Below are 25,389 nucleotides of genomic sequence, written 5' to 3' on the forward strand. Positions count from 1 at the left end.
AAAAAAGCGAAGCCCTTGGGGCTTCGCTTTTTTTATGCCCGCGATTCTGTAACCGCTGCCGAAGGCTGCGATCGAGCCCGAAAGGGGCGTGAAGTCCCTGCGGTCCTTATCGCAGTCTACGGCAGCGGCTAAAAACTTATAGAAAGTTGCTCTCGCTGTTTAAAGATGCTTGCTTTGGTATTGAGGTGTATCTCTTAAATTTGTGTGCAGAACACTCGTAAATACATTCATTGGTCTTATCAAGAGAAGGTGTTTTGTAAGTGTTTACAATGAGAGGAGTTCAGCTTAATGCCTAATGAAGTGGATAAATACTTGGAGCCTCACAGAAAAATGGGTCTCGGTTCATACGAATTGACACCCTGTCCCATTGTGGGGAAATGGGAATCTGAAATTAAGTTTGGTGATGGGTACAACACATGGGGGTTGAACGAAGGGTCGCGTAGAGGAGAGGGAGGGCCGAGCAATATCCGTGAAGTTGCAAAGCCCAATATTGTTGCGGAACTCATGAATGAACAAATCCACAATCAGGCGGCCATTGATCACGACTATGGTGCGCGATTCAATAGTCTCTTGGGTGATTTTGACCCCTAAACGTCACCTGGATATTCACAAGGGAGCGAAGTGATGAGTCTTAAAAGTAGTTTCTCTGAGTATACGGAAGCAGAGTTTTTGGAGTTTATGGAAACAGTATTCCAAGAAAATGTTGCTGAAGCAGATGAGCGTCTTGACATGCTTTTGGAGCACTTTGAAAAAATTACGGAGCATCCTGTAGGCACAGACCTTATCTACTATGCAGCGTCGGATTTGGACAGCACACCAGAGGCAATAACTAAAAAAGTTAAAGAATGGCGAGCCGCCAACGGTAAGCCCGGCTTCAAATCTGTTTAATTGCTCTTTATCAGGCTAAGCATCCGTGATTATTAACTTGATTGCCTAACGCTCACTTCCTCTGTAACCCCTGCCTCAGGTAGTGAATACACGGCGAGAAAAGTTCCTGTAGCAGTTGACGAGCAGTGCGAGGCTACGTCCGACGATGCAATCGTCGTAAATCCGGTAAGTACGATGCACCTGATACATCACTGCTAATTGGTTTTACGACTGCTACGCAGCCGGACGTAGCCTCGCGCTGCTCGTCAACTGCTACAAGGGGGAGAGGCCCCGCCACAAAGTATCGATAAATGCGGCTGCGTAACTCCGAATGGGTATATCGCAACCTGTGTGTTTCTGGAAAAGCTGAAGGGGGCGAACTAGTTTTAAAAGGTATTTCTCACACGAAGGATGGAAATCGCCATGAAGCTTTTTCAACGCATTGTGTTGTTGCTCAAAGTGCTGGTGTTGTTGTCGATGAGTGCTTCTGCAGCTTGGGCCAGTCATCCGGCCGGGTATTCGGCAACTGGCGTGCCGGGACCGACGGTTCATGCCATCTACAAATCGGACTCGGAGCCGGGTGATCAGGGGCAGGGCGACAGTTCGGGGGATGACGACCAGACGGATGGTGACGGCGGCGCGGATGGCGGTGGCAGCGGTGATAACGGCGATGACGGTGAAGAGGGCGACGAAGGCGATAGCCAGACGTAGTTTCTGAACGGTGGGAGCGAGCAAGCCCGCTCCCACATAAGCGTCAGTCAGTCAGAAACTGCTCCGCGTGATGGCAGGCAACCTGGCGGTTGTCGAGCAGACGCAAGATGGGTTCGTCAGTGCTGCACACGTCAGTGGCATACGGGCAGCGCTTGTGGAAGGCGCAGCCTGATGGCGGATTCAGCGGGTTGGGCAACTCGCCCACGATCTTGATTTTAGGCTTGAGCGGGTCCGGGTGAATGGTGGGTGTCGCCGACAGCAACGCCTGGGTGTAGGGGTGCAGTGGTCGGGTGTAGATCTCTTCCTTGGGGCCCATTTCTACCGGGCGGCCCAGGTACATCACCAATACCGTGTCGGCCACATGCCGCACCACCGCCAGGTTGTGGGAAATAAACACGTAGGCGGTGTTGAATTCCTGCTGCAGATCCATGAACAGGTTGAGTACCTGCGCCTGAATCGATACGTCCAGCGCGGAAGTCGGTTCGTCCGCCACCAGCACTTTGGGTTGCAGCATCATGGCCCGTGCCAGGGCAATTCGCTGGCGCTGGCCGCCCGAGAACATGTGCGGGTAGCGATGGTAATGCTCAGGTCGCAGACCCACCTGTTTCATCATGGCCTGGACTTTCTCGCGACGTTCGCTGGCGCTCAGTGTGGTGTTGATCAGCAGCGGCTCAGCCAGTTGATCACCCACTTTCTGCCGCGGGTTGAGCGAGGCGTAGGGGCTCTGGAACACCATCTGCACGTCTTTGCGCAGTTGCTTGCGCTCGGCCTTGTTGGCCCCCGTGACTTCTTGGCCGGCAATTTTCAATGAGCCGGAGGATGGCTCTTCGATCAGGGTCAGGGCGCGGGCCAGGGTGGACTTGCCACAACCTGATTCGCCCACCACGGCCAGGGTTTTGCCCGCTTCAAGTTCAAACGATACACCGTTGAGTGCGCGCACCAGCGCATGGCCTTTGAACAGGCCACGGGATACTTCGTAGTGACGGGTTAGGTCACGGGCGGTCAGAACAACAGTCATTACGCCACCTCCTGATTCAAGGGGAAGAAGCAGCGCACCTGACTGTGAGCCTTTTGCTCCAGCTCAGGACGTTGTTGACGGCATTGCTCTTGTACATAGGGGCAGCGTGGCGACAGCAGGCAGCCTTTCGGGCGGTCGTAACGCCCCGGCACGATGCCGGGCAAGGTGGCCAGGCGGGCGGCGCCCATGCTGTGTTCAGGGATCGCGGCCAGCAGGGCTTCGCTGTAGGGGTGCGCCGGCACGTCAAACAGCCCTGGCACGTTGCCGACCTCTACCGCTTGGCCGGCGTACATGACGCACACGCGCTGGGCCGTTTCGGCGACCACGGCCAGGTCGTGAGTGATCAGTACCAGCCCCATGTTTTGTTCGCGCTGCAGGTTGAGCAACAGGTCCATGATCTGGGCCTGGATGGTCACGTCCAGTGCGGTGGTCGGTTCGTCAGCGATCAGCAGTTTGGGTTCGCCGGCAATCGCCATGGCAATGGCTACGCGCTGGCTCATGCCTCCCGACAATTGGTGCGGGTAGGCGTCCATGCGGCTGGCGGCGCCAGGGATTTCGACTTTTTCCAGCAGTTCGATGGCCCGTTTGCGTGCCTCTTTTTTCGACATCTTCAGGTGCAGACGCAGCACTTCCTCAATCTGGAAACCCACGGTGTAGCTGGGGTTCAGCGCGGTCATCGGGTCCTGGAAGACCATCGCCATGTCTTTGCCGACGATCTGGCGGCGTTGACGGGCGCTGAGGGTCAGCATGTTCTTGCCGTCGAAGTTCAGCGCATCGGCGGTCACGATACCGGGATGCTCGATCAGGCCCATCAGCGCCATCATGGTGACCGATTTACCGGACCCCGATTCGCCAACAATGGCCAGGACTTCGCCTTTATCCACAGACAGACTCAGGCCATCGACGACCGGCACGGCCGTCGCGTCGCCAAAGCGGACGTTGAGATTCTTGATTTCTAACAGTGACATTGGAATCTCCTCAGGCGGCGTTCTTGAGTTTCGGGTCCAGCGCATCGCGCAGGCCGTCGCCCATCAGGTTGATTGCCAGCACGCTGAGCAAAATGGTCAGACCGGGCAGGCTCACGACCCACCAGGCACGTTCGATGTAGTCACGGGCCGAAGCCAGCATGGTGCCCCACTCAGGGGTTGGCGGTTGTACGCCAAGGCCCAGGAAGCCCAGTGCAGCGGCGTCGAGAATCGCCGAGGAAAAGCTCAAGGTGGCCTGAACGATCAGTGGTGCCATGCAGTTGGGCAGCACGGTGATGAACATCAGGCGCGGCAAGCTGGCGCCCGCCAGGCGGGCAGCGGTCACGTAGTCGCGGTTCAGTTCGCCCATGACGGCGGCACGGGTCAGTCGCACATAGGACGGCAACGAAACCACGGCAATGGCGATGACGGTGTTGATCAGGCCAGGGCCGAGGATGGCAACAATCGCCACCGCCAGCAGCAGGGACGGCAGGGCCAGCATGATGTCCATCAGACGCATGATGCCCGGGCCGAGCAGGCGCGGGAAAAACCCGGCAAACAGGCCCAGGATCACGCCCGGAATCAGGGAGATGACTACGGACGACAAACCGATCAGCAGCGACAGGCGCGAACCTTCGATCAGGCGTGACAGCAAGTCACGGCCCAGCTCGTCGGTACCGAGCAGGAACTGCCACTGGCCGCCTTCAAGCCAGACCGGCGGGGTCAGCAGGAAGTCACGGTATTGCTCGCTCGGATTGTGGGGGGCAACCCACGGGGCAAAGATCGCGCAGAACACGATGATGATCATGAAGATCAGGCCCGCAACGGCGCCCTTGTTTCTGGAGAAGGCATGCCAGAATTCTTTGTAGGGCGATGGATAAAGCAGGCTTTGATCCAGTTCGGTGGTGCTTGGAGTAGTGCTCATGGTCAGGATCTCAGCGCTGGTGACGGATGCGTGGGTTGGCAAAGCCGTAGAGGATGTCGACTACGAAGTTGACCAGAATCACCAGGCAGGCGATTAGCAGGATGCCGTTTTGCACCACGGGATAGTCCCGGGCACCGATGGCTTCGATCAGCCATTTACCGATACCGGGCCACGAGAAGATGGTTTCGGTCAGTACGGCACCGGCCAGCAGGGTGCCGACTTGCAGGCCCACCACGGTCAGTACCGGGATCAGGGCGTTGCGCAGGCCGTGCACGAACACCACGCGAGCCGGGGACAGGCCTTTGGCGCGGGCGGTGCGGATGTAGTCTTCGCGCAGCACTTCGAGCATCGATGAACGGGTCATCCGCGCGATCACGGCCAGCGGGATGGTGCCCAGCACAATGGCCGGCAGAATCAAGTGGTGCAGCGCGTCCCAGAAGGCTTCGGGCTGGTCGCTGAGCAGGGTGTCGATCAGCATGAAACCGGTTTTTGGCTCGATGTCGTACAAAAGATCGATACGCCCGGACACCGGGGTCCAGCCCAGGCCTACGGAGAAGAACATGATCAGGATCAGGCCCCACCAGAAGATCGGCATCGAGTAACCCGCCAGGGAGATCCCCATCACCCCGTGGTCAAACAATGACCCTCGCTTGAGTGCCGCGATAACCCCGGCCAGCAACCCAAGGACACCCGCGAACAACAACGCGGCGGTGGCCAGTTCCAGAGTGGCGGGGAACAGCGCGGAAAACTCGGTCCACACGCTTTCACGGGTGCGCAATGACTCGCCAAGATCACCATGGGCGAGCTTGGTGACGTAGTCGATGTACTGCTCATGCAGTGGTTTGTTCAGACCCAGGCGCTCCATGGCCTGGGCGTGCATTTCAGGGTCTACCCGACGCTCACCCATCATGACTTCGACCGGATCACCCGGGATCATGCGAATGAGGGCAAAGGTCAGCAGGGTGATGCCGAAGAAGGTGGGTATCAACAACCCTATTCGGCGGGCAATAAAACTAAACATCGTGTGGTGTTCCTTATCAGCCGGTTAGGCAGGTCCGCCAGGGTTCAGGTAGACCTTGGCGGGTTTTTTATTGTTCTACTTCACCTGGGTGGTGGCGAAGTTGTTGTTGGTCAGGGGACTCAGGGTATAGCCCTCAACATTTTTGCGCATCGCAGTAAACAGCATAGGATGGGTTACGTTTATCCAGGGTTGATCCTGATTAAAAATCACCTGTGCCTGTTGATAGAGTTCTGCGCGTTGCGAGGGTTCAGTGATGCTGCGGGCCTTGGTGATCAGGGCTTCGAAATCCTCGTTGCACCAGCGTGAGTAGTTCTCGCCGTTTTTGGCGGCCTCGCAGCTGAGCATCGGGGTCAGGAAGTTGTCCGGGTCGCCGTTGTCACCGCCCCAACCTGCCGAGACCAGATCATGTTCGCCATTTTTGGCGCGCTTGAGCATTTCGCCCCATTCCATGACCCGGATATCCAGTTTCAGACCGATCTTTGCCAGGTCGGACTGTAACAACTGCGCGCCCAGCATCGGGTTGGGATTGGTCGGGCCGCCGCCGTTACGGGTAAACAGGGTCAGCACCGTGCCCTCGGGCACGCCTGCTTCCTTGAGCAGTGCGCGAGCCTTGTCCAGGTCCCGGGGCGGGCTTTGAATAGTGGTGTTGTAGCCCAGCATGGTGGGCGGGTACGGGTTGATCGCAATCAGTGCATTGCCTTCGCCGTGCACGGTGTTGAGGTACGTTTGCTTGTCGAAGGCCATGTCGATGGCTTTGCGCACGCGCACATCGTTCAGGTACTTGTGGCTGGAGTTGATGGCGATGTAGCTGGTCATCAGGGCTGCCAGTTCATCGACCTTGAGGTTAGGGTCTTTGCGGATGTTTTTGACGTCATCGGGCTTGGGGTACAACGCGATCTGGCATTCGTTGGCCTTGAGTTTTTGCAGGCGCACGTTGCTGTCGGTGGTGATGGCGAAGATCAGGGCATCACTCGGTGGCTTGCCGCGAAAGTAGTCCGGATTGGCCTTGAAGCGTACCTGGGCATCTTTGTTGTAGCGCACGAAAATAAACGGGCCGGTGCCGATGGGCTTGTTGTTCAGGTCGGCGGTTGTACCGGATTTGAGCAACTGGTCGGCGTACTCAGCGGAATAGATGGAGGTGAAGGGCATCGCCACGTCGCGCAAGAACGGCGCTTCAGGGTGGTTGAGGGTGATTTTTACCGTCAGGTCGTCAATTTTCTCGACGCTTTTGAGCAGGTCCTTGAAACCCATGCTTTCAAAGTAGGGGTAACCGACCAACGAGAGTTTGTGCCACGGGTGGTTCGGGTCCAGCTGGCGCTGGAAACTCCAGACCACGTCGTCAGCGTTGAGGGTTCGGGTCGGTTTGAAATAGTCGGTGGTGTGAAACTTCACGCCGGGGCGCAGGTGAAACGTGTATTCAAGCCCGTCCGGGCTGATGTCCCAGCGTTCGGCCAGGGCAGGCACCACATCCGTCGTGCCGGGTGCAAAGTCGGCCAGGCGGTTGAGGATGGTTTCAGCCGACGCATCGGCGGAAACGGCGGTGGTGAATTGGACGATGTCGAACCCTTCAGGGCTGGCTTCGGTGCAGACCACCAGATTTTTGGCCGAAACACTGACTGCTGTACTCAGCAATGCCACAGCGATGGCGGTGCGTAGCGGGAGTCTTTTCATGGCAATCATCTCCAATCAGTTTACCTGCGTAACAACTACGGCTGATTCATGGAATCAGCCGTAGTCGTGATGTGTAAAAGGTGTGTTTACAGAATGTTGAACGGAATGGTGGTCACCAGGCGGAACTCGTTGATGTTGCCGTCAGACTGGTTTTTGCTGGCGCGGTGCGTGGTGTACGTGGCGCGAATCGCGGTGGCTTTGAGTGGGCCACTCTGGATGGCATAGGACGTGCCAACGCTGTACTCGTAATGGGTTTCGCCGTCCATGTTCTTCACGTCGTAGGCGGTGCCCGTGTACTTGGTGCCGTCGATGTCCCAACCGCGAGCGTGGTAGGCGTTGAACTTCAGGCCTGGAATCCCGTACTGCGCCATGTTGATGCTGTAGGCCAGTTGCAGGGACTTCTCGTTCGGGCCGTTGAAGTCCGAGAGCAGGGAGTTGGCCAGGTAAATGCCGTTGGTTTCGTGCAGGTAGTCGAAGTACTCGTCGCCGCTGACTTGCTGATACGACAGTGTCAGGGTGTGAGCCAGATGGCTCAGGCCGAAGGCCAGGCTGAAGGTGTCGTTGTTGATATTGCCCAGGGCCTTGCTGCCGGTGTCGAGGGTCTTGTAGTAGTTGAAGTTGGTGTTCAGGCCCAGGGTGGCGTTGTCGCCCATGTCGTGTACTGCACCGAAGTAGTACTGGTTCCAGAAGTCTTCAACGTGGGTGGCGTACAGCGTGGTCTTCAGGTTTTTGAGCGGCTGGTAGTTGAGGCCGGCAACGCTGGCGCGGTCAGTCTCCGCCCCGGTTGCGCCGTATTCGCTGCGAAACTTGCTCAGGCTGGCTTCGGTACGCGGGGACACGCGGTCAAAGGAGCCGGCATCGAAGGACAGGTTGTTGAACTCTTCGCTGTGCAAACCCACCCCTTGAAAGCTTGAGGGCAGTGCACGGTTACCGATCACATCAATGGTCGGGCTGCTGAAGTTCTGTCGGCCTACGGTCAGCGTGGTGTTGGAGATGCGGGCGCTGAGATTGGCCAGGCCCAGCTTGCTCCACTGGCCAACGGCATCGCCATCGCTGTGGGTCAGGGTCCGGTTGTTTGGCCCGGCAATGTCCTTGGCGTCGCGGTCCAGAGCTACAGCGTTGTAAGCCGCCACCTGGGTGCTGAAACCGACGGTGCCTTCTGTGAAGCCCGAGGTGTAGTTGAGGATCGTGCCCTGTACCCAGTTGATCCGGCGCGGGGTGGATTCACGGGTGCCGTGATTGTTGTAGCTGAAGCGATCATCGCGACGCTTGAGCTCATTGGCGTACCAGTTGCGGGTGGTGCCGCCCAGGGTCTGATCTTCTAGAAAGCCCTTGGTCTCGCTTTGAGCACTGGTGGCTTTCAATTCGGTGGGCATGAATTCATCGGCATTGGCCATCGCTGTGAGGCTGCTGATGGACAAGGCTAACAACGCGCTGCTGGTAAGTTTCATGGTTGAGGCTCCTCTTTGGTTTCTTTTTTATTGCCGGTCTTTATTTGTTCTGGCTCGGCTGTTGTGAAACGTTTTAAATCGTTGCAAACGTTTGCCTGCTACCCGACAGGCGAAGTTTCAGCGGGCCACCTGAAAAGCGACCTGCTGAAAGCGGGATTTATCGGGGGGAGTTAGTCCTTGAGGCTGACGCCTGAGAACGCGTTACGCCCAAAGGGACTGACCTGGAAACCTTCGACCTTGACACTCAGCGGCTGGTTGACCGTGGAGTGCGCAATGGGGGTGATCGGCACCTGTTGCTTGAGCAACTGCTGGGCCTGTTTGTAGAGCACCGTACGCTGGTCGCGATCGGTGATGACCTTGGCGTTCTTGACCAGCGTGTCGTACTCCTTGTTGCACCACATGGAGTAGTTGTTGCCGCCAATCGCGTCGCAGCTGTACAGCGTGCCGAGCCAGTTGTCGGGGTCACCGTTGTCGCCCGTCCAGCCAATCAGGCTGATGTCATGCTCGCCGTTCTTGGTGCGCTTGATGTACTCGCCCCATTCATAGCTGACGATCTTGACCTTGAGCCCGATTTTGGCCCAGTCCGACTGGAGCATTTCGGCCATGAGCTTGGCGTTCGGGTTGTAAGGGCGCTGTACGGGCATGGCCCACAGGGTGATTTCAGTGCCGTCCTTGACCCCGGCTGCCTTGAGCAGTTCTTTGGCTTTTTCAGGATTGTAGGGGGCGTCGGTGATGGTCTCGTCGTAGGACCACTGCGTTGGCGGCATGGCGTTGACCGCTTTCTGGCCAGCGCCCTGGTACACGGCCTTGAGGATCTCGTCCTTGTTGACGGCCATGTCCAGTGCCTGACGCACCTCTAGCTGATCGAACGGTTTGTGCTGGACGTTGTAGGCAATGTAGCCAAGGTTGAAACCGGGCTTTTCGATGACCTGCAATTTCGGGTCGGCCTTGAGGCCGGCAACGTCGGCAGGACGCGGGTTCAGTGAGACCTGGCACTCGTTTTTACGCAGCTTTTGCATGCGCGCCGAGGCGTCGACGCTGATCGAGAAGATCAGGTTGTCGAGCTTGACCTGGCTTGGGTTCCAGTAGTCCTTGTTGGCGGCGTAACGGATGTTGGAGTCTTTTTGATAGCGCTGGAACACGTACGGACCGGTGCCGACGGGTTTCTGGTTGATATCGCTGGGCTTGCCGGTCTTGAGCAACTGGTCGGCGTACTCGGCCGACAGGATGGCGGCGAAGCTCATGGCCAGGTTTTGAATAAAGGCGGCGTCGACCGAGTTGAGTTTCATGACCACGGTCTGCGGGTCGGTTTTTTCGACGCTGGCGATGTTCTTGTCCAGGCTCATCCCGGTGAAATACGGGAATTCGGTCGGGTAGGCCTTACGGAACGGGTGGTCGGGGTTGAGCATGCGGTTGAAGGTGAAGAGCACGTCATCGGCGTTGAAGTTGCGGGTCGGGGTGAACCATTTGGTGGTGTGGAACTTCACATCGTCGCGCAGGTGGAACGTCCAGGTCAGGCCGTCTTCAGACACATCCCAGCTTTTTGCCAGTGCCGGGCCTGCGGCGGTGCCTCCTTTTTCGAATTCGGCGAGGCGGTTGTAAATGGGTTCGGCCGCGTCGTTATCGGTAGCGGTGGTGTACTGCGCGGTATCAAAACCGGCCGGGCTGCCTTCGGAACAAAACACCAGGCTGTTGGCGGCGCTTGCGATCGGGCTGCCGGCAAGTACGCCAGCACTGAGTAATACAGATAAAACCAGAGGGTTGCCCATGGCGTTCCCTATCCTTTTTCTTGTTTTTGAGTCCTGAGCGCGGCCCTGGATAAAGGCGTGCGGTTCAGGGCGTCGATTTCATCAGCTACAGTGCTTCACCCGGCGCAATAGACTGGCGGTGTGTCGACGTTATGACGTCGATACCCCTGCAGTAAATGCGTCAGGCCTGACAAACTTGTAGGAATTGTCTTGGCGTCCTATAGCCTCTGATGTAGTCAGAAGTGGCTTTAGGCTGTAGGTGATTTCCACCGTCCTGGTAGATAAGTGAATGCGGCCTTGTAGCCGCATTCACCGGTCCTTTTATTTGCCGACGCTGACCCCGTAGAAGGAGTTCAGGCCAAACGGGCTGATCTTGAAGTCCTCTACGTTCTTGCGCATGGGTTGATACACCGTCGAGTGTGCGATGGGTGTCATCGGAACCTGGCTTTTGAGTCGCTGCTGCGCCTGTTGATACAGTTTTGTGCGCTCAGCAACATCGGTGGTGGCCTTGGCCGCTTTCACCAGCTTGTCGAACTCGGGGTCACACCACTTGGAGAAGTTGTTGCCTTCCAGTGAGTCGCAGCCAAACAGGGTGCCGAGCCAGTTGTCCGGGTCACCGTTGTCGCCGCTCCAGCCAATCAGCATCGCGCCGTTCTCACCGCCTTTGGAACGCTTGATGTACTCGCCCCATTCGTAGCTCATGATCTTGGCCTTGAGGCCGATCTTGCTCCAGTCCGACTGGAGCATTTCAGCCATCAGCTTGGCATTGGGGTTGTACGGGCGTTGAACCGGCATGGCCCACAGGGTGATTTCGGTGCCTTCCTTGATCCCTGCTTCCTTGAGCAGTTCCTTGGCTTTTACCGGGTCGAACGGTGCGTCCTTGATGCTGGTGTCATAGGACCATTGGGTCGGCGGCATGGCGCCAACGGCCAGTTGGCCTGCGCCCTGATACACAGAGTCGATGATTTGCTGCTTGTTGACCGACATGTCCATTGCCTGACGGACCTTGAGCTGGGCCATCGGGTTGGGTTCGTTGCTGCCCTTGATCTTGTCCATCACGTTGTAGGCGATGTAACCCAGGTTGAAGCCTGCCTGGTGGGGCATCTTCAGGTTCGGGTCTTCGCCAAGGGCCTTGAGGTCAGCCGGGCGCGGGAAGAGGGTGACCTGGCACTCGTTCTTCTTGAGCTTCTGGATGCGCACCGACGGGTCGGTGGTAATGGCGAAGATCAGGTTGTCGATCTTGACGTCTTCAGGCTTCCAGTAGTCCTTGTTGCCGGTGTAACGGATGTTCGAGTCTTTCTGGTAGCTCTTGAAGGCAAACGGTCCGGTGCCGATCGGCTTTTGGTTGATATCGGCAGGCTTGCCTTCCTTGAGCAGTTTGTCGGCGTATTCAGCGGACTGGATGGAGGCGAAGCTCATGGCCAGGTTCTGGATAAACGCGGCATCGACCGTATTCAGGGTGAAGCGGACGGTCTTGTCATCGATCTTTTCCACCTTGGCGATGTTTTTATCCATGCCCATGTCGGTGAAATAAGGGAATTCGGTGGGGTAGGCCTTACGGAACGGCTGGTTGATGTCGAGCATGCGGTTGAAGGTGAAGAGCACGTCGTCGGCATTGAAGTCGCGGGTTGGCTTGAAGTACGGCGTGGTGTGGAACTTGACGCCATCACGCAGATGGAAGGTCCACGTCAGGTTGTCGGGCGAGACATCCCAGCTGGTTGCCAGGCCCGGCTCTACCTTGGTGCCGCCACGTTCAAACTGGCTCAGGCGGTTGAACATGGTTTCGGCCGACGCATCGAAGTCAGTACCGGTGGTGTACTGGCCCGGGTCAAAACCCGCCGGGCTGCCTTCAGAGCAGAACACCAGGTTGGTCGCTGCGTGGGCGAAAGGTACGCTTGCCAGCAGGCTGGCGCCTACTAAAAACGGAATGACCGCGTGTTTGAACATGGTGGCCTCATGATTTTTGTCATTTTTGGTTTGAGGACGACCTTGTGAGTCGACCCGGCGATACTTATGCACAGCCCGTACCCATTGCAATATGTGTAAGCGGCTGAAGTCTTAAAACGTGGAACGATCGTACAAGAATGTCGCTTATCTGTAAGTTATGACGCATTTGATCGTTTGCGTCTGGATTTTTGACTCATTTTCTTACGTGTTTTGGAAAGTTAAGGGACCTGCACGCACTGTTTTGGTACGGCGTTGTTACTTATCTAGACTCTTGCGTTGGAAAGATGTAAGTCGGTGCTGACAGCATCTGTAGGCTTTTGCTTTTTAATACTAGGACGGTCTGTAGGTATTTTCCTGAGGGCAAAAAAACCCCCTGAAGCCTCAAGGCTTCAGGGGTTTGTAGGACGTATAGGCTTACTGCATCTGGACTTCAATCACGCCATCGGCGCTCATGCTGACTTCGCTGGTGCCGGCTTCGACTTCCGGCGTCGGTGCAGAGTCCATCGCCGGCGCGGCGGCTTTCATCATCATTTCGCTGCGCATGTAAGGCTGCGGGTAGCCATTGGTGTTGAGGTTCAGGTTGACGATTTTGTAGCCCTTGCCGCCCAGTGCGTCGGTGGCCAGTTGAGCGCGGGCCTTGAATGCGTTGACGGCATCCTTGAGCAGCGCGTCTTCGCTGGTTTTGCGGGTGGCACTGGCGACGGTGAATTGCATGCTGCCCATTTTCAGGGTTTGCATCAGATCCCCGGTGAGTTTGGACAGGGCGGCGAAATCGGTGCTTTCCAGTCGCAATTCGGCGCGCTCGCGCCAGCCGGTGATCTTCTGGGTTTTGTTGTCGTAAATCGGGTAGCTGTTGCGGTTGCCCTGACGCAGGGTGACTTCCTTGACGGACTTGGCCTGGCCGATGGCCTTGTTCATCGAGGTGGTGATTTCTGCGGCCAGCTTGGCGGCATCGGTATTTTGCGCCTCGGTGTAGAGCGTCACGATCATCAAATCGCGGGCTACTTCCTGGCTGGCCTCGGCACGCAGGGAAATCTGGTTGTAATGAATGTCGTCGGCCAGGGCTGGCAGGCTGGCCAGTGCACCGATGCTCAGGGTCAAAAGGGCCGCGGTGCGTTGAAAGTTGGACATGGAAGCTCCTTGAATGAGGACAGTAATGGCTATATGACTCTAATCAGTGGCCATCAGTTCGCCCGATTACATTTTCGATACATTTGGCGGCTACTTCTTTGTCCACTGTGGGAGCGGGCTTGCTCGCGAAGCAGGCACCAGTGTCTGTCAGCCAGACCGCGTCGAAGTCATCGCGAGCAAGCCCGCTCCCACACAGTTTGCCCAGATGCAGGCCATTAGCCGCTTTTTCACAAAAAACACTGTGGCTCTTTGCCGCACTTTTGCCTGTGGGGCTGCCCGCTTGGTTATACTCTCGGCGATCCGCCTGGAGCGCTCATCAGGAGAGCTCATGCTCGCCCCCGTTCAGTTATTGTCCGCCACTCGCCAGAACCTGTGGCGTCTTACGTTTATCCGCATGTTGGTGCTGGCCGCGCAAGCGGGTTCAGTGGGCTTTGCCTATCTGTTCAATTTGCTGCCGCTGCCCTGGTTTCAGTTGAGCATCACCCTTGGATTTTCCATGCTGTTGTGTGCTTTTACCGCGATCCGGTTGCGCACAACCTGGCCGGTGACAGAGCTCGAGTACGCGCTGCAACTGGCCTGCGACCTGTGTATCCACAGCGCCTTGCTGTACTTCTCCGGTGGCTCGGCCAACCCTTTTGTTTCGTACTATCTGGTACCGCTGACCATCGCTGCGGTCACGCTGCCCTGGCGCTATTCGCTGGTATTGACCGGCATTGCGCTGGCGCTCTACACGCTGTTGTTGATGCAGTTCTACCCCATAGACACCGTGCCGTTTTTCCGCGAAAAACTGCAGATTTACGGGATGTGGCTGAGTTTTGCGCTGTCTGCGGCAGTGATTACCTTCTTCGCGGCCAAGATGGGCGAAGAGCTGCGCCGCCAGGAAGAACTGCGCGCCTTGCGTCGTGAGGAAGGCCTGCGTGACCAGCAGTTGCTGGCGGTGGCAACCCAGGCTGCCGGGGCGGCTCATGAGCTGGGTACGCCGTTGTCGACCATGAGTGTGCTGCTCAAAGAGATGCGCCGGGATCACCAGGACCCTGAGTTGCAGGATGATCTGAGCGTGCTTCAGGATCAGGTCAAGCTGTGCAAGGAAACCCTGCAGCAATTGGTGCGTGCCGCCGAGGCCAATCGTCGCCTGGCGATTGAGGTCCAGGATGTCACCCAGTGGCTGGATGAGGCCCTGAACCGCTGGCACTTGATGCGCCCTGAAGCCACTTACCGCTTCCAGTGTCTGGGCCATGCGCCGGTTCCGCGCCTGGCGCCGGCTCCGGATTTGACTCAGGCGCTGCTCAATCTGCTCAACAATGCAGCCGATGCCTGCCCTGAAGGGCTGGAAGTGACTGTCGATTGGGATGCAGTGGACCTGACGATCAGTATTCGTGACCACGGTCCGGGTGTACCGTTGGCCATCGCCGAGCAAATCGGCAAACCCTTTTTTACCACCAAGGGCAAAGGCTTCGGTCTGGGCCTATTCTTGAGTAAAGCCAGCGTGACCCGCGCTGGCGGCTCGGTAAAACTCTACAGTCATGAGGATGGCGGAACGCTCACTGAGCTGCGCCTGCCACGTGTCGCCCGAGGAAATGAAAATGAGTGAAGAAATTCAGGTCGAAGGCGAAGAACTGCCGCATTTGTTGTTGGTAGATGACGACGCCACCTTTACCCGTGTCATGGCTCGCGCCATGAGCCGTCGCGGTTTTCGCGTCAGCACGGCAGGTTCTGCCGAAGAAGGGCTGATCCTGGCTCAGCAGGATCTGCCCGATTATGCGGCGCTGGATCTGAAAATGGACGGCGATTCGGGCCTGGTCCTGCTGCCCAAGCTGCTGGAACTCGACCCGGAGATGCGGGTCGTGATCCTCACCGGTTATTCCAGCATCGCCACCGCCGTCGAGGCGATCAAGCGCGGCGCCTGCAACTACCTGTGCAAACCTGCCGATGCCGATGACGTGCTCGCCGCCTTGCTGTCCCAGCATGCCGACCTCGAAACTCTGGTGCCGGACAACCCGATGTCGGTTGACCGCCTGCAGTGGGAACACATCCAGCGCGTGCTGGGTGAGCATGAAGGCAATATCTCGGCCACAGCCCGTGCCTTGGGCATGCATCGCCGTACCTTGCAGCGTAAATTGCAGAAGCGTCCGGTGCGACGCTGAACGGGAGCTGTAACGTTTGCAGTGCGCCTTGCACGTAAACGCCAGCAGCTTCTAACCTGTATCAAGACGCGTCCTTGCGTCGTGGGCCGGTCGTCCTGACCGGCTTACAGGTTGCTCTTTACTCCCAACGAGCCTGAACCATGAATCAGAACGCTGAGCCTTCTGTAGTGAATGATGCTGTGCGTGGGGATTTCATACCTCGGGTCTGGGGGCTCATAACGCCCTACTGGCGCAGTGAGGAACGCCTCAGGGCGTGGTTGCTGTTGATCGCAGTGATTGCCTTGTCGCTGGTGAGCGTGGGCATCTCCGTGTGGATCAACCATTGGTACAAGGACTTCTACAACGCCCTGGAAAACAAGGACGCCACGGCATTCTGGAGCCTGATCGGCTATTTCGGGATCATTGCGGCGGCAGGCATTGTCGGCGCGGTGTACCGGCTTTACCTGACCCAGATGCTGACCATTCGCTGGCGACGCTGGCTGACCGAGCAGCATTTCGCGCGCTGGCTGGCCCATAAAAACTATTACCAGCTGGAGCAGGGCGGTTACACCGACAACCCTGACCAGCGCATCAGTGAAGACCTCAATTCGTTCACCGACAATACCCTGACCCTGGGCCTGGGCTTGATTCGAAACCTGGTCAGCCTGGTGTCGTTCTCGATCATCCTGTGGGGCGTATCGGGCAGCATCGAAGTCTTTGGCATCACCATTCCCGGCTACATGTTCTGGTGTGCGCTGTTGTACGCCGCGGTCGGCAGTTGGCTGGCCCACTTGATTGGCCGACGCCTGATTGGCTTGAGCAACCAGCAGCAACGCTTCGAAGCAGACCTGCGCTTTTCGATGGTGCGGGTGCGCGAAAATGCCGAGAGCATTGCGCTGTACAACGGCGAGCCCAATGAGCACGAGCGGTTGAGCGCGCGCTTCAATAAGGTCTGGAAGAATTTCTGGACGCAAATGAAGGTGCAAAAACGCCTGACGTTCTTCACGGCGGGCTACTCGCAAATCGCCATCATCTTTCCGTTTGTCGTCGCGGCCCCGCGTTACTTTGCGGGCAAGATCGAGTTGGGTGGGCTGATGCAAATCAACTCGGCATTCAGCAATGTGCAAGAGAACTTCAGCTGGTTTATTGATGCCTACGTCACCCTGGCGTCGTGGCGCGCCACCTGTGATCGTCTGCTGAGCTTTCGTCAGGCCATGACCGAAAACGAACAGCGTCTGCCAGCGATCGATGTGCAACACGTGGGCGAGGACTTGAAGATCAATGACCTGAGCCTGGAGCTGGCCGATGGTCGCCCTCTGCTGCACAACGCCAATTTGCAGGTGCAGCCGGGCGAGCGACTGATGCTCAGCGGTCGTTCCGGCAGCGGCAAAAGTACGTTGCTGCGCGCCATGGGCGAGCTTTGGCCGCAAGGGGGCGGGGCCATTCGCTTGCCCCGTGAACGGTCGCTTTTTTTGCCGCAAAAACCGTACTTGCCCATAGGCACTTTGCGTGACGCATTGAGTTATCCACAGACCGGCGATGCCTACGCCCCCGAACGTTATGAACAGGTCCTGCGTACCTGCCGTCTGGAGCAACTGATTCCCAGGCTTGATGAGGTCGATCACTGGCAACGTGTGTTGTCGGGTGGTGAGCAACAACGGCTGGCCTTTGCCCGTGTGCTGCTGTTTCGACCACAGTGGCTTTATATGGATGAATCGACCTCGGCAATGGACGAGGAAGATGAGGCCATGTTGTACCAGGCCCTGATTGACCAGTTGCCGGGCTTGAGCATTCTCAGCGTGGGCCATCGCAGCAGTCTTGCGCGGTTTCATCCGCGTCATGTACGTATTGTCGAGGGGCAGTTGATGGCGCAGTAAGTGAGGCGGGCGGGCATCATGCTAGAGTGCGGCTTCCCGCTTTCTGGAACCTGACATGAGCCTTCTATTTCGCAGCGCAGCGTTGAGCCTGCTGCTGGCCAGCCTGCCTCTGGCGGCGGCACCGGTTGCAACACCGCTGTTGCACGGGCAGTTTCTGCCTGCCGATGACTTGCAGTTACGCAGCGAAGTACCCGAGCAACAGCAATTGATGCTGGTCACCTCCTATTCGGTGGTGGTGGGGAGCCAGCGTCAATCCAATCAGCAGCCGATCCCGGTGACCTCGCCATTATTGGTGCGCCTCAAAGGCAAGCCCATGAGCCAGGGCGCGACGGTGCGTCAGGTGCTGATTTCGTTTGATGGCGAAAGCAAAAGCCTGAAAAAGCCCGCGTTTGACAGTAAAACGCGAACCCTGAGCCTTTCTTATCCGCTGTCCCAATACCGCGTCGTGATTGATTTGCTGCGCAACGACACGCTCTATGTACAGTTTTTGACCTATGCCAACGGCCATATTTGGGCCGACTTGCACACCGGTAGCGTGCGCGCACGTTGAGCCTTGGGTAAACTGCGGGCCCGTGAAGTATCAGCAGGCTGGAGCCGGACATGCGTAAAGACAAGAAGCAGTTGATTGGTGATGAGATCGGCGACGAGCAGATCAAGTTGTTCCTGGATTTTGAGCCTGTGGATGCTACTTCGCCTTCGCTGCACAAACTGATCAAAGCCTATCGTGGCCTGCGTATCGATGACTTTGGGCGTTTCCTGACGTTCTTCAAGGAAGCCAGTTTTGACCTGGATGGCAAAGACGAGCACGGCCAGACGTTCGTGGACATCATCAGGGATCAGCGCAACGCTGACGAATACATTGAACTGATCAACCAGGCCCGCGGCTGATCAACTCTGTGGGAGCAAGCAAGCCCGCTCCCACACAGAACAACAAAAAAGCCCCTCGGCCTGAAACAGGACGAGGGGCTTTTTTTGACGTATCACTACGCCGGTGTTGCGTTACGCGATGCTGGTGTTGGCGCTCTGTGGCTCAACCAGTTCCAGCAACTCGGAGTTGCGGGTGCTGATTTCGCGGTACAGCTCGGCGTCGGTTTCAAGGACGTTTTCCCGTGCCGGGAAGATTTCCTTGAGCTTGGTCGCCCACTCGCCAGTGGCTTTTTGCGCGAAGCAACGCTCGATCAGGTCCAGCATGATAGAAACGGTTACCGAAGCGCCCGGTGAGGCACCCAGCAGAGCGGCCAGCGAGCCGTCCTTGGCCGCAACCAGTTCGGTACCGAACTGCAACACGCCGCCTTTTTTCGGGTCTTTCTTGATGATCTGAACCCGTTGCCCGGCAATCTCAAGACGCCAGTCTTCGGCTTTGGCCTGTGGATAGAAACGACGCAGGGAGTCCAGGCGTTGCTCCATCGATTGGCGCACTTCGCTGACCAGGTACTTGGTCAGGTCCATGTTGTCGCGAGCAACGGCCAGCATTGGCCCGATATTGCCCAGACGGATCGACATCGGCAGGTCAAGGAACGAACCGTGCTTGAGGAACTTGGTGGTGAAACCGGCATAAGGTCCGAACAGCAGCGACTTCTTGCCATCCACCACACGGGTGTCCAGATGGGGTACCGACATCGGCGGCGAACCCACTGCGGCCTGGCTGTAAACCTTGGCCTGGTGCAGTTTGACCACTTCCGGGTTGTCGCAACGCAGCCACTGGCCACTGACCGGGAAGCCACCATAGCCTTTGCTTTCTTCAATGCCCGAAGCTTGCAGCAGCGGCAAGGCCGCGCCACCAGCGCCCAGGAACACGAATTTGGCATCAACGTGGCGGGTGTTGCCGCTGTTGGTGTCCTTGATGCTCACCGTCCAGCCGCTGCCATTGCGCTTGAGGCCAGTGACCTTCTTGCTGTACTTGATCTGGGTGTCTGCCGCGCTGGCCAAATGCTTGAGCAGTTGCTTGGTCAGGGCGCCGAAGTTCACGTCAGTGCCGTGCAGTACACGGGTGGCCGAGATGTGCTGGTCCGCAGGGCGGCCCGGCATCATCAGGGGCATCCACTCGGTCATTTTGGCTTTGTCTTCGGTGTATTCCATGTCTGCAAACGCATGGTGCTTGCTCAGCACTTCAAAGCGTTTTTTCAGGAAGGACACGCCTTTTTCGCCTTCAACGTAGCTCAGGTGAGGCACCGGGCTGATGAAGGATTTGCACGAACCGAAAGTCCCTTTCTGTGCCAGATAGGCCCAAAACTGCTTCGACACTTCGAACTGGGCATTGATATGCACAGCTTTTTTGATGTCGATCGAACCATCAGCCGCTTGCGGCGTGTAGTTCAGCTCACAAAGGCCAGCGTGACCGGTACCTGCGTTGTTCCACGGGTTGGAACTTTCCGCAGCACCTGAGTCCATCTGCTCAACAACTTCCAGCTTGAGGCCGGGGTCGAGCTCTTTGAGCAGTACGGCGAGGGTGGCACTCATGATGCCCGCTCCAACCAGTACTACGTCGACTGCTTCGTTATGCGCCATTAACGCGTCTCCAAAATCTACGGCACCAAATTGACGGCATAGCTGCCAGGTGTTCCGGGGGCGTGGTTCTGATTGGCCCCGGGTCACTCATGGCCAGGATCGCCATGTCCGATTCTTCGCAATTTCTTGCAACTTGAGCGCACGCTCCGACCGGGCCTTCGAGGTTCATATGAACGCATTTCAGTACTCGGGAGGCAATTCGACTTAAGGTCTAGAGCGTCCGTTTGTGCAACCAAATCCGTAAGCGGACAGGCTTCAGTCTTGTGCTGTGGAGCCGACTTCGGTCCTGCTTGGTGGGGCAATATCAGACGCTAATGGTGCATGTTCAGACGCAAAACTTTTCATTTGCTCGCCACACTCTTGTGAAGTTGTGAAACCCGTTTTTTTTCACGCTCTCTTGAAGACGTGAACCTCAAAAAAGGGCTGCCGCAAGCCTGGCACCGAACCCGGTGACCGAGCGTTATGGCAGCTCTGGCAGACCATGTAAAAAGTGGGGATTACGCAAAGAAATTCAAGCGCGCCAGCTTCACATGATCTGTGTGGGCGGCTCTCTGTGGGCGGTGCGGGGGAGCTAATACAAGCGCATTAGCGATGCTGCGAGGCCCGATCAGGAGACGTCCTTATAATCGGGGGGAGATTGTAGCGAAGAAACGCGGGCAATTGATCCTGTTAAATGACTTTTATTGGTGCGTTGGTCAAAGTCCCAGCAGGGGTTGCACTGCCGAACGTGGTGCGGGCGAGGCAATACGGGCGGTCGCGGGTAGTACCTGGTGCAACCAGTTGAGACGGATTTCTTCGATTTCGACCCAGCAGTCGCCGACCGGCGGTTGTTTGCATTGCTTGAAAGCCTGGCAGCGCCCCGTCGTGTCGAGGCGGGCGAAGCAGCGGTGAGGGCGATTGAGGCCGAGCAACGATAAGAACATGTTCATGGCAGCTCCTGTTGAGTCAGTCATTCAGACAATGCCCTGTTGACGTGACATCACGATGTAATGGCGATGACAGGGTGGTGACAGCAAGCGGCTAGTTAGCAGGCGCACAGCACCCTATACTGACGGCCTGTGTTACCCAGTCCTGGAGAGATGAGCATGTTGCAACGCCTGTTGTTCGGTTTGATTACTGTGACCAGTTTGACTCTGGTCGGCTGCGCCCACAGCCCGCAACAACTCAGCCCGCAACCCAAACTGACCACCCAGCTTGCGCCAGTGGGTCGTGGCCAGCCGGTAGTGGTACGTGTAGTGGACGGTCGTCCTTCGCCAACCCTGGGCACCCGTGGTGGCATGTACCCTGAGACCAGCGCGATCAGCGTCAGCAGTGCCGACGTGATTCCCAAGCTGCAAGCCCAGGCTGAAGCCGCCGTGCGTTTGCTGGGCTACACGCCGACATCCAACGCAATGAATGCCCCGACATTGACCGTGACCCTGGCCGAACTGAAGTATCAGTCGCCCAAGGACACCATGTACGTGACCGAAGCGACCATTGGCGCGACCTTCCGCTCTGACGTGAAGAACGGTGGCCGTTCTTACAGCGGTCGTTATGGCGCTTCCCTTGATCAGCGCTTCGGCATGGCGCCGAATCAGGAAACCAACACCAAGCTGGTGAGCGATGTGCTAAGTGACGCACTGACCCGTGTGTTCAAGGACCCGACCATCGGTCGTTTGCTCGGCGAGTAAGCGCTGTAAACCAAAAAGCCCGAACTCGGTGAGTTCGGGCTTTTTTGTGTTTGAAGACTTCAGGCGGCTTCGGCATACAGCTCAAGGCGGCTGACGCCGGTGAGCAGGTCCAGCTCAGGCAAATCGGCATGGGTATGGCCGCTCAGGGCGCAATAGACCAGCCAGTGGCGATCCTGAACATTAAAGGCCAAGCCCTCGATCAGTGCCTGCTGTTCGTCGCTGGGGGCGATCAGATAAAGGCGGTCCTGGTTTTCTGCGTGCAGCATGACAAGCTCCGTGTCGGTGTCGAGGGGCCACAGAGTGGCCTCTCTTCATGACGATACGGTGACAGCAGAATTTAACGGCCCTTTGTAGTCGCTGACGAGGGACGAGGCTGCGATGGGTTGTGCAGCAGCCCTGGCAATCTGAAGGCCCTGCGGACCTTATCGCAGCCTCGTGCCTCGTCAGCGCCTACAGAGATTTTTACAACGCCAGCCCCGCCTTGATCCGATACTGATTGCGCACCGGCATCGCATATTGCAGCACCAGGTACGGGCGATGCTCGGCCGGGCAGGCCTCCAGGCGGCGCTGCCACTCCTGCTGGGCCTTGGCCAGCTCTTCGGCACCGAAGACCTCGGCAGCCGTCGGCACTTGCAACTCGGGCTCGGCATCAGCCCACTGCGCATACGCCAGGTAGTGCGCCGGGAACAGGCGGTAACCGCTGAGGATATGGCGATCCATTTCAGCAGCCAGCAATTTGCTGTCCTCGAACAGCTCGGTAATGGGGGCGGCAAAGTTCACGTGTACGCGTCCTTTGTAGCCCGTAATGCCGTTGGCGATACTGGTGTCGTCTTCGCCCGGGGCCTTGCTGTAAGTGCCCGTGGTGGCGCGGATATACAGCTCGCGAGCCTTGGCCTGATCACAGGGGTCGTATTCGTAGCTGATCGATACCGGGGTCAGGTTCAGTGACTGAATGACCTCGGCAAACGGCTCGTTTTTACGGCTCATGTGGAACATCTTCAGGATCGCCGAGTCGGTACGGTCATCACCGTCCTTGGCCCGGCCTTCAGCCTGGGCGATCCAGATCGACTGGCAGTCGTTGCGGATCGAGTGGTTGATGTAGGCCGACAACAGCTGATAAGCCGCCAGCTTTTCACGGCGTCCGGTGATCGAGCGGTGAACGATGAAGCTCTTGTTCAGGCGCATCAAATCGCTGACAAAAGGCTTTTGCAGCAGGTTGTCACCAATGGCGATTCGCGGCGTTGGCAGGCCCGCGTGATAAACCGCGTAGTTGACGAACGCCGGGTCCATCACGATATCGCGGTGGTTGGCCAAAAACAGATAGGCGCTGCCAGCCTTCAACTGCTCGACGCCGGTATAGGTCACGCCGTCAGTGGCATGTTCGATGGTGCGGTCGACGTAAACCTCGACCTTGTCCTGCAAAGTGGCGACCGAAGTCACGCTGGCGAACTCTTTGCGCAGGCGATGAGCTATAAGTGGTTTTAACAGCCAGCCGAAAGCGCCTGCCAGGCGCGGGAAGCGAAAGTGGGTCAGGATATCTAGAAACGCCTTGTCGCTGAGCAGCCGGGCCAGCACTGCTGGGACTTCGGCGTCGTCGTAAGGTCGGATGGTATCGAATTCGCCCATCATGCTCTCTTGTTGGAAACGGCTAGGGTTGGTACGCAGGGCAGGGCACAAAAATAGCCCTGCTAATAGACAGGCGATTATACGCACAAGTCACTCAGGAGACCGCGATGCTTGAAACTGAGCACTATGAATGCCCCTATTGTGGCGAGCAGGCAGAAGCTGTGCTCGACCTTTCCGGTGGCGATCAGAGCTACATTGAAGATTGCCCGGTGTGCTGTCGGCCGATCCTTTTCCATCTTCAGACCGATGGCCATGAGTGGATGCTCGATGTGCACACCGAGAATGAGTAGCGAGTGACGATCATGCAGCGCATCTACGAGCCCGAAAACCTGATGGAAGCCGAGCTGTTGCTGGGCATGCTTGCCAGTGAAGGGGTGGAGGCGCGGCTTGAGGGACGCGACCTGATCGGTGCCACCGGTGAGCTGCCCGTGTTCGGCCTGCTCGGTTTGGCGGTTGCCAATGATCGCGCGCAATACGCGCGGGAGTTGATCGATGCGTACAATGCCGCGTCACCGGTGGCGGGCGATGAGCCCGAGGGTTTCCCCGATGTGCTGGACTGCTGAAACTGGCGACGTTATTTCACTGATCTATAGATGAAGAGTTGTGCTGCCCCATGTGTGGACGTTTTGCCCTGTTTCGCTGGAACCCTGCGTTTGCAGCCTTGCCCGGTTTTCCGGCGGATCAGCAGGCCCAGTGGAATATTTCGCCCAATGATTCGGTATTGATCCTGCGTGCAGGTGCAGAGCCTGGCCAGCGCGAACTGGCACGGGCCCGCTGGGGGCTGACCCCGGCCTGGCTGACCGACCTGTCGCGCACTCCTGCCCATGCCCGGGCTGAAACCGTGGCCGAGCAGCCGATGTTCCGCGATGCCTTGCGCCAGCGGCGCTGCCTGATCCCGGCCAACGGTTTTTACGAATGGCGTGGCACCACCCGCAAACGTCCTTACTGGCTGACTCCGGGAGAGGGTGCTTCGCTGTTTTTTGCCGGTATCTGGGAGGCTTACCCGGTAGAGGGGCATGTGTGGCTGAGTACGGCGGTGATTACCCAGGCCGCGGCCAGCCAGCGCCGCCCATTGATTCTGGATGAGGCGGGCCAGCAGGCCTGGCTTGACCCTCAAACCCCTCTTCATGTGCTGCAGGCGCTGCTGGCCAGCCCGCAGACGCCGCTGCGCGAACGACCATTGGCCAATCTGGTCAATGATCCAAAACTCAATGCGCCCGAGTGCCTGACGCCGGGTTGAGATACGATGCGCACCCTCTTTATGGAGATCTTCGATGGGTAAGTTAGCGGTAGTGTGCGCGATGGGGGCCGGGTTATTGCTCGGCGGTTGCCAGGCGGTGAATACCACCAGTGGCGGTGCGGTCGGTGTCGAACGCAAGCAGTACATGTTCAGCATGCTGTCGAGCCAGCAGGTTGACCAGATGTACGCGCAGTCTTATCAGCAGACAGTCAGCGAGGCGAGCACCAAGGGCGCCCTGGACAAGACCAGCGCCAACGCCAGGCGTTTGCAGGCAATCGCCAACCGACTGATTGCCCAGGCCCCGGCCTTTCGCCCGGATTCCGCGCAATGGAACTGGGAAGTCAATCTGATCAAGAGTGACGAGCTCAATGCCAACTGTGGCCCTGGCGGCAAGATCATCTTTTACAGCGGGATCATCGATCAGCTCAAACTCAGTGATGATGAAATCGCCGCGATCATGGGCCATGAAATTGCCCACGCCTTGCGTGAGCACGGGCGTGAATCCATGTCCAAGGCTTATGGCATCGAGATAGCCAAGCAAGGTGCTGGCGCATTGCTGGGGTTGGGGCAGGACAGCCTGGGGCTGGCCGACACGGTGGTGAACTACAGCCTGACCTTGCCCAACAGTCGCAGCAATGAAAACGAAGCAGACCTGATCGGCCTGGAGCTGGCAGCACGTGCGGGTTACAACCCGAATGCGGCGATCACCCTGTGGCAGAAAATGGCTCAGCAATCACAGGATGCACCGCCTGAATTCATGAGCACTCACCCGGCCTCCAGCAGCCGGATTGCAGCGCTGCAAGGGGCGATTCCGAAGGTGATGCCGCTTTACCAGCAAGCCCCGAAAACCCAGTAACTTCGGGCGTTGCGCACTCCTGTAGTCGCTGCCG

Annotated in this window: 26 protein-coding genes; 13 read left to right on the forward strand and 13 right to left on the reverse strand. The window is 57.7% G+C overall.

The window, feature by feature from the left end; genetic code table 11:
• Positions 1 to 288 precede the first annotated feature (288 nt).
• The 3 genes from VSQ83_RS03345 (at position 289) to VSQ83_RS03355 (ending at position 1,578) form a co-directional block, all read left to right on the forward strand.
• A complete protein-coding gene (locus VSQ83_RS03345) occupies positions 289 to 591 on the forward strand; it encodes a hypothetical protein (RefSeq protein WP_219260940.1) in 303 nt (100 codons plus the stop codon).
• Positions 592 to 624: 33 nt separating this feature from the next.
• Positions 625 to 888, forward strand: coding sequence for a bacteriocin immunity protein (locus tag VSQ83_RS03350; RefSeq protein ID WP_326425287.1), 264 nt, complete (start codon positions 625 to 627; stop codon positions 886 to 888).
• Between the two features lie 402 nt (positions 889 to 1,290).
• Positions 1,291 to 1,578, forward strand: a complete 288-nt coding sequence (locus VSQ83_RS03355) for a hypothetical protein (RefSeq protein WP_326425289.1) — start codon at positions 1,291 to 1,293, stop codon at positions 1,576 to 1,578.
• 43 nt (positions 1,579 to 1,621) lie between these two features.
• Here VSQ83_RS03355 and VSQ83_RS03360 read toward each other — a convergent pair whose 3' ends face one another.
• From VSQ83_RS03360 to VSQ83_RS03400, 9 genes are all read right to left on the reverse strand, one after another.
• Complete coding sequence (locus tag VSQ83_RS03360) at positions 1,622 to 2,596, reverse strand: peptide ABC transporter ATP-binding protein (protein WP_219260936.1); 975 nt, start codon at positions 2,594 to 2,596, stop codon at positions 1,622 to 1,624.
• On the reverse strand, positions 2,596 to 3,564 hold the full coding sequence (locus tag VSQ83_RS03365; protein ID WP_133078877.1) for an ABC transporter ATP-binding protein: 969 nt from the start codon (positions 3,562 to 3,564) through the stop codon (positions 2,596 to 2,598). The genes VSQ83_RS03360 and VSQ83_RS03365 overlap by 1 nt, the downstream gene beginning before the upstream one ends.
• A gap of 10 nt (positions 3,565 to 3,574) precedes the next feature.
• On the reverse strand, positions 3,575 to 4,486 hold the full coding sequence (locus tag VSQ83_RS03370; RefSeq protein WP_133078878.1) for an ABC transporter permease subunit: 912 nt from the start codon (positions 4,484 to 4,486) through the stop codon (positions 3,575 to 3,577).
• Positions 4,487 to 4,496: 10 nt separating this feature from the next.
• Entirely contained in the window at positions 4,497 to 5,507 is a 1,011-nt protein-coding gene (locus VSQ83_RS03375) for an ABC transporter permease subunit (RefSeq protein WP_133078879.1), read from the reverse strand.
• Between the two features lie 75 nt (positions 5,508 to 5,582).
• On the reverse strand, positions 5,583 to 7,178 hold the full coding sequence (locus VSQ83_RS03380; protein ID WP_219260935.1) for an ABC transporter substrate-binding protein: 1,596 nt from the start codon (positions 7,176 to 7,178) through the stop codon (positions 5,583 to 5,585).
• A gap of 86 nt (positions 7,179 to 7,264) precedes the next feature.
• A complete protein-coding gene (locus tag VSQ83_RS03385; protein WP_133078881.1) occupies positions 7,265 to 8,629 on the reverse strand; it encodes an OprD family porin in 1,365 nt (454 codons plus the stop codon).
• Positions 8,630 to 8,799: 170 nt separating this feature from the next.
• Entirely contained in the window at positions 8,800 to 10,398 is a 1,599-nt protein-coding gene (locus VSQ83_RS03390; RefSeq protein ID WP_219260933.1) for an ABC transporter substrate-binding protein, read from the reverse strand.
• 300 nt (positions 10,399 to 10,698) lie between these two features.
• Positions 10,699 to 12,324, reverse strand: coding sequence for an ABC transporter substrate-binding protein (locus VSQ83_RS03395; protein WP_133078883.1), 1,626 nt, complete (start codon positions 12,322 to 12,324; stop codon positions 10,699 to 10,701).
• A gap of 414 nt (positions 12,325 to 12,738) precedes the next feature.
• The gene (locus tag VSQ83_RS03400) at positions 12,739 to 13,455 is read right to left on the reverse strand and encodes an SIMPL domain-containing protein (protein WP_219260932.1); all 717 of its coding nucleotides are present in this window, start codon (positions 13,453 to 13,455) and stop codon (positions 12,739 to 12,741) included.
• A gap of 328 nt (positions 13,456 to 13,783) precedes the next feature.
• On the opposite strand from VSQ83_RS03400, the gene VSQ83_RS03405 reads away from it, so the two are divergent.
• The 5 genes from VSQ83_RS03405 to VSQ83_RS03425 all read left to right on the forward strand — a co-directional run bounded on the left by VSQ83_RS03405 (position 13,784) and on the right by VSQ83_RS03425 (position 18,343).
• Positions 13,784 to 15,046 (forward strand): ATP-binding protein, encoded by a 1,263-nt coding sequence (locus VSQ83_RS03405; protein ID WP_326425291.1) that lies wholly within the window; start codon positions 13,784 to 13,786, stop codon positions 15,044 to 15,046.
• Positions 15,039 to 15,599 (forward strand): response regulator transcription factor, encoded by a 561-nt coding sequence (locus tag VSQ83_RS03410; protein ID WP_019823883.1) that lies wholly within the window; start codon positions 15,039 to 15,041, stop codon positions 15,597 to 15,599. Before VSQ83_RS03405 ends, VSQ83_RS03410 begins: the two co-directional genes overlap by 8 nt.
• Before the next feature lie 140 nt (positions 15,600 to 15,739).
• Positions 15,740 to 17,455, forward strand: coding sequence for an ABC transporter ATP-binding protein/permease (locus VSQ83_RS03415; RefSeq protein ID WP_326425293.1), 1,716 nt, complete (start codon positions 15,740 to 15,742; stop codon positions 17,453 to 17,455).
• Between the two features lie 55 nt (positions 17,456 to 17,510).
• Complete coding sequence (locus tag VSQ83_RS03420; protein WP_133078887.1) at positions 17,511 to 18,005, forward strand: hypothetical protein; 495 nt, start codon at positions 17,511 to 17,513, stop codon at positions 18,003 to 18,005.
• A gap of 50 nt (positions 18,006 to 18,055) precedes the next feature.
• Positions 18,056 to 18,343: a PA4642 family protein gene (locus VSQ83_RS03425; protein ID WP_219260929.1), complete on the forward strand. Its 288-nt coding sequence runs from the start codon at positions 18,056 to 18,058 to the stop codon at positions 18,341 to 18,343.
• A 111-nt stretch (positions 18,344 to 18,454) separates the two neighbouring features.
• On the opposite strand, the gene mqo is transcribed toward VSQ83_RS03425, so the two are convergent.
• Entirely contained in the window at positions 18,455 to 19,963 is a 1,509-nt protein-coding gene (gene mqo, locus VSQ83_RS03430) for a malate dehydrogenase (quinone) (protein ID WP_133078889.1), read from the reverse strand.
• A gap of 695 nt (positions 19,964 to 20,658) precedes the next feature.
• The gene (locus tag VSQ83_RS03435) at positions 20,659 to 20,892 is read right to left on the reverse strand and encodes a hypothetical protein (protein ID WP_133078890.1); all 234 of its coding nucleotides are present in this window, start codon (positions 20,890 to 20,892) and stop codon (positions 20,659 to 20,661) included.
• A 156-nt stretch (positions 20,893 to 21,048) separates the two neighbouring features.
• Here VSQ83_RS03435 and VSQ83_RS03440 point away from each other — a divergent pair, with 156 nt between their 5' ends.
• Entirely contained in the window at positions 21,049 to 21,633 is a 585-nt protein-coding gene (locus tag VSQ83_RS03440) for a YajG family lipoprotein (protein WP_133078891.1), read from the forward strand.
• Between the two features lie 59 nt (positions 21,634 to 21,692).
• Here the strand turns inward: VSQ83_RS03440 and VSQ83_RS03445 are convergent, their stop codons facing one another.
• Together VSQ83_RS03445 and VSQ83_RS03450 are read right to left on the reverse strand one after the other, a co-directional pair.
• On the reverse strand, positions 21,693 to 21,899 hold the full coding sequence (locus VSQ83_RS03445; RefSeq protein ID WP_019823869.1) for a hypothetical protein: 207 nt from the start codon (positions 21,897 to 21,899) through the stop codon (positions 21,693 to 21,695).
• A 196-nt stretch (positions 21,900 to 22,095) separates the two neighbouring features.
• Positions 22,096 to 23,262, reverse strand: a complete 1,167-nt coding sequence (locus VSQ83_RS03450) for a 1-acyl-sn-glycerol-3-phosphate acyltransferase (RefSeq protein WP_133078892.1) — start codon at positions 23,260 to 23,262, stop codon at positions 22,096 to 22,098.
• A 104-nt stretch (positions 23,263 to 23,366) separates the two neighbouring features.
• Between VSQ83_RS03450 and VSQ83_RS03455 the strand changes: the two genes are divergently transcribed.
• Genes VSQ83_RS03455 through VSQ83_RS03470 form a run of 4 tightly spaced genes read left to right on the forward strand, consistent with a single transcriptional unit; the run spans position 23,367 to position 25,355 of the window.
• Positions 23,367 to 23,549 carry a CPXCG motif-containing cysteine-rich protein gene (locus VSQ83_RS03455; protein ID WP_133078893.1) on the forward strand — a complete coding sequence of 61 codons (183 nt, stop codon included), beginning with the start codon at positions 23,367 to 23,369 and terminating at the stop codon, positions 23,547 to 23,549.
• Between the two features lie 12 nt (positions 23,550 to 23,561).
• Complete coding sequence (locus tag VSQ83_RS03460) at positions 23,562 to 23,822, forward strand: putative signal transducing protein (RefSeq protein WP_219260928.1); 261 nt, start codon at positions 23,562 to 23,564, stop codon at positions 23,820 to 23,822.
• 50 nt (positions 23,823 to 23,872) lie between these two features.
• Positions 23,873 to 24,499, forward strand: a complete 627-nt coding sequence (locus VSQ83_RS03465; RefSeq protein ID WP_219260927.1) for an SOS response-associated peptidase — start codon at positions 23,873 to 23,875, stop codon at positions 24,497 to 24,499.
• Between the two features lie 34 nt (positions 24,500 to 24,533).
• On the forward strand, positions 24,534 to 25,355 hold the full coding sequence (locus VSQ83_RS03470; protein WP_326425296.1) for a M48 family metallopeptidase: 822 nt from the start codon (positions 24,534 to 24,536) through the stop codon (positions 25,353 to 25,355).
• Positions 25,356 to 25,389: the final 34 nt, after the last annotated feature.

It is taken from the genome of Pseudomonas sp. DSV-1, from assembly GCF_035830915.1.
In the GTDB taxonomy this organism is placed as follows: domain Bacteria; phylum Pseudomonadota; class Gammaproteobacteria; order Pseudomonadales; family Pseudomonadaceae; genus Aquipseudomonas.